The 4,049-nt window shown below is 74.9% G+C and carries 4 protein-coding genes; 2 read left to right on the top strand and 2 right to left on the bottom strand.

The window, feature by feature from the left end:
• Both RIF68_RS29785 and RIF68_RS29780 read right to left on the bottom strand, forming a co-directional pair.
• Window positions 1-817: FAD-dependent oxidoreductase (locus RIF68_RS29785; protein WP_309054388.1), on the bottom strand; the 817-nt coding region annotated here is incomplete at its 3' end.
• Window positions 818-914: 97 nt separating this feature from the next.
• Window positions 915-1,529: a TOPRIM nucleotidyl transferase/hydrolase domain-containing protein gene (locus RIF68_RS29780; protein WP_309054387.1), complete on the bottom strand. Its 615-nt coding sequence runs from the start codon at window positions 1,527-1,529 to the stop codon at window positions 915-917.
• 307 nt (window positions 1,530-1,836) lie between these two features.
• Between RIF68_RS29780 and RIF68_RS29775 the strand changes: the two genes are divergently transcribed.
• Window positions 1,837-2,070, top strand: coding sequence for a hypothetical protein (locus tag RIF68_RS29775; RefSeq protein ID WP_309054386.1), 234 nt, complete (start codon window positions 1,837-1,839; stop codon window positions 2,068-2,070).
• 118 nt (window positions 2,071-2,188) lie between these two features.
• Window positions 2,189-4,049 (top strand): phosphoketolase family protein (locus tag RIF68_RS29770; RefSeq protein ID WP_309054385.1); only part of this gene is annotated, 1,861 nt, incomplete at its 3' end.

The raw sequence follows: 4,049 nt of genomic DNA, 5'->3' as shown, positions 1-4,049 counted from the left end.
CCGGCGGGCAGTAGCCGTCGCCGTCGCGCACGAGATCACCGGACGGGGCGGCGGGGGCGCTGCCGAGGCTGAGGTACACGGCGTCGGCCGTGACCGTGTGCCGTACACCGTCACGCCCCACGGCCTCGGCCGCCACGGGGGCGCCGGCTCCGCCGCGCACTGTCAGGTGCTCGACGGGCAGCAGGGTGACGCGCGGGTCCTCGCGGATCTCCTCGGTCTTGTACGCGTCGGCCGCGGGGTAGGCGACGACGAGGCGCGTACGGGCCGCCGGGTGGGCGCGCAGGAACGTGCCGATGGGGCGGTCCCCGCCGAGGACGAGGAGCGTACGGCCTTCGGCGCGGGCCGCGTCGGCCTCCCAGAGCGGTGGCGGTACGGGCCCGTCGGGGGCGGTGACCCAGGCGGTGTCGCGGGGGCGGCGGGGGCCGACGCCGGTGGCGACCACGGCGTACGGGGCGGAGAGCCGGGCACCGGTGTCGAGGGTCGCGGTGACGTGGTCGCCGGTGACGTGGAGCGCGCTGACGCGGTGACCGAGCAGCAGGTGGCAGAGGTCGGTGCCGGCCACCTCCGCTGCGACGGCCTCGGCGAGCCGGGGACCGCCGGTGTGGCCGCCGAGGACGTTGTCGAGTGCGGGGATGCGGTGCAGGGTGTGGCACAGGGCCCGCGGTTCGACCAGGACCGAGCGCATGCCGACGGACGCTGCCATGCGGACCGCGGCGCAGCCGGCCGGGCCTCCGCCGATGACGAGCAGGTCGGTGTCGGGGCTGCCGGTTGGGCCGGGGGGAGCGGGCGTACCGGTGCGGGGCGGGGTGTCGGCCATGGGGACCATTCCAGCACCGCCGCCGCCTCACCCCGCGCGGGGTGTCCCCGGCCGGTCGGCACGTGGCGAACCGGCGCGGGGCCGGGCCCGGAGGCGGTCAGAGGGCGGCGAGGAGGTCTTCGAGCGGGGCGGGTACGGCGCCGGGGCCGAGGGCCTCGACGAGGACCCGGCCGTAATGGATCTTGCGGCCCTTCTTGGTGCCGAGGAAGCGGCGCAGCTGCTGTTCGGCGGTACGGCCCCGCTGGGCGGGCTGGCTCAGGAAGGTACGCAGGGGGCGGAGGTCGCCCTCCGCCTCGACGAGTTCGCGCACCCGGGGGGCGCCGAGCGCGCGGATCAGCTCCTCCTCCAGGTCGGCCGCGCAGACGAAGAAGTCATGGGGCGCGCCGGCCGCGTCGAAGCCACGGGCGTAGTAACCGCGCTCGCGTGCGTCGCACAGGCCCGTGAGGCGCAGGCCCAGGCCCGCCGGGCCGAGGAGGCGCGCGAAGCGGCCGGCGTTCATGGCCCCGCCCATCGACAGGACGCACACGCCTTCGGCGGCCGGGTCCCGGCCCTGGCGTCCGGTCAGCGCCTCGACCGCCGCGACGTCGCTCGGGCCTTCGAGCAGGACGACCGTGCGGACGGACAGCACCGCGGCCATCCCGGTCACGGCGTCGCCGGGCCCTCCGGCCGCCCACGCCGTGACCGCTTCCCGGAACGCCCCCATGTCAGCCATGGGAGGAGTCTCGCCCCCGCACCGCGGCGGCGCGACGGAATTTCGACGCCGGCGGCCTCACGCCGCCTGTCTCGCGTGCCTCGCGCCGTCCGCCGCCCGTCGGCGGAGGGGAGGCCGCATACCGCGGGGGGCAGCGGGTACGGGCGGACCAGGGCGCGAGGCGACAAGAGCCGCGCATCGGAAATTCGGAACCTACGGGACGTACGGGCCGGATCCCGTCCGTTCCGCCGGCTCTCCGCCGGAACGGCGCGCCGGCGTCCGCCCCGTCCCGGCCCCCACGCTCCGTCGAGGAAGGAAGGGAATCGCCATGACGCACGACACCGAGACCGGCGGCATCACCGGCACCAAGGACAAGGACTACAACCTCGTCTGGTACGTCGAGAGCTGCCTCGACAACGCGCTTCGTCTGGAGACGTACATCCAGGACGCCGAGCGGGAGAACGACAGCGAGGTCGCGGAACTCTTCCGCAAGGCGCAGTCCGACAGCCGCAAGGGCGCCGAACTCGGCAAGCAGCTCCTCCGCGCCCGCCTCGGCGGCTGACCGCGGACCGTCCGGCGGCCGGGCACGGAGCCGGGGCCGCACCCGGCGGCCCGTCCGGCGGCCGGGCGGGGCCACGGCGCCCGGAGCATCGGCCCACGAACGGCGAGGAAACGTTTTCATGGTGCGCGAGGGAACGGACGGAACGCCACAGGACGGCACGGCCCGGGACCGGACGGTGCGGGACCGGGACCGGGCCCCGGACCGATCGGTGGCGGAGCGAGCCGGGAACGGCACGGTGGCCTACCGTCGTGCGGCGGACTACGTGGCCGCCGTCATGATCCACCTCCGGGACAACGTGTTGCTCCGCGAGCCCCTGCGCCGGGAGCACCTCAAGCCGAGGCTCCTGGGCCACTGGGGCTCCTGTCCGGGCATCACCCTCACCTACGCCGCGCTGAACGCGCTCGTGAAGGAGCGGGACACCGATGTCCTGCTCGTCACCGGGCCCGGCCACGGCGCCCCCGCCAACCATGCCCACCTGTGGCTGGAGGGCACGCACGCCGAGTACGACCCGGCGCTCGCCCGCACGGCGGACGGCCTGACGGAGCTGGCCCGCCGCTACTGCGCGCCCGACGGCTTCCCCAGCCACCTCTCCCCCGCCGTGCCCGGCACGGTCCACGAGGGCGGCGAACTCGGCTACGCCCTGTCGACGGCGTTCGGGGCCGCGCTCGACGCCCCGGACCGGCTCGTCGCCTGCGTCGTCGGGGACGGCGAGGCGGAGACGGGACCGACGGCCGCGGCCTGGCACGCGACCAAGTTCCTGGACCCCGTGACGAGCGGCGCGGTCCTCCCCGTGCTCCACCTCAACGGCTACAAGATCTCCTCGCCGACGATCTTCGGCACCATGTCCGCCGACGAACTCACCTCTCTCTTCCGGGGGTACGGCTGGGCCCCGCGCATCGTGGACATGACCGAGGACCCGCTGAGCGAGCGGATGACCCACGCCGTACGGGACGCCCACGCCGCCATCGCCGACATCCAGCGCCGGGCCCGCGGCGGCGAGGTGCCCGAGCGGCCGGCCTGGCCGATGATCGTGCTGCGCAGCCCGAAGGGCCTCGGCGCGCCCGCCGAGGTCGGGGGGAAGCGCATCGAGGGCACGTTCCGCGCGCACCAGATCCCCCTGCCTGCCGTCCACGAGGACGACGAGCAGTTCGCGGCGCTGGAGGCGTGGCTGCGCTCGTACCGGCCGGAGGAGCTGTTCGACGCGGACGGCCGCCCCCTGCCCCACGTGCTGGCGGCCTGCCCCGAAGGAGAGCGGCGCATCGGCATGAACCCGGCCGGCAACGGCGGCCGCCTGCGCCGCCCCCTGGATCTGCCGCCCCTGGAGCCGTACGCCGTCGACGTCACGGAGGGCCCCGGAACCGCCTCCGCGAGCCCGACCCGCGTGCTGGCCGAATGGCTGACCGAGACGGTACGGAGGACCGAGGCGCGCCGCGACTTCCGGATCGTCTCGCCGGACGAACTGGCCTCCAACAAGCTCGACGGGGTGCTGGCGGCGACGGGCCGCGCGTACACCTGGCCGGTCGGCCTGTACGCGGAGGGGCTGGCCCCGGACGGGCGGGTCATGGAGGTGCTGTCGGAACACACCTGCCAGGGCTGGCTCCAGGGATACCTGCAGACCGGCCGGCACGGCCTCTTCCCCACGTACGAGGCCTTCGCCTCCGTCGTGGACAGCATGGTCAACCAGTACGCCAAGTGGCTGAAGACGTCCGGCGAGGTGCCCTGGCGCACCCCCGTCAGCAGTCTGACGTACCTCCTGACCAGTGAGGGGTGGCGCCAGGAGCACAACGGCTACAGCCACCAGGGGCCCGGCTTCATCGACAACCTCCTGACGAAGCGGCGCACCGTGACGGGGGTGTATCTGCCGCCGGACGCCAACACCCTCCTCGTCACCATGGAACGGGTCCTCGCCGACACCGGCAGGATCAACCTGGTCGTGGCGGGGAAGCACCCGGCCGCCCAGTGGCTCGGCCTGGAGGAGG

The sequence above is a fragment of the Streptomyces sp. genome (assembly GCF_031178505.1).
Lineage (GTDB): Bacteria > Actinomycetota > Actinomycetes > Streptomycetales > Streptomycetaceae > Streptomyces > Streptomyces gulbargensis.
This window is presented reverse-complemented; position numbering and strand designations above follow the sequence as displayed.

What these genes read in the sequence shown, in the direction of transcription:
- RIF68_RS29780 (WP_309054387.1), bottom strand. Translation starts at nt 1,529, where the DNA reads ATGGCTGACATGGGGGCGTTCCGGGAAGCGGTCACGGCGTGGGCGGCC.
- RIF68_RS29775 (WP_309054386.1), top strand. Translation starts at nt 1,837, where the DNA reads ATGACGCACGACACCGAGACCGGCGGCATCACCGGCACCAAGGACAAG.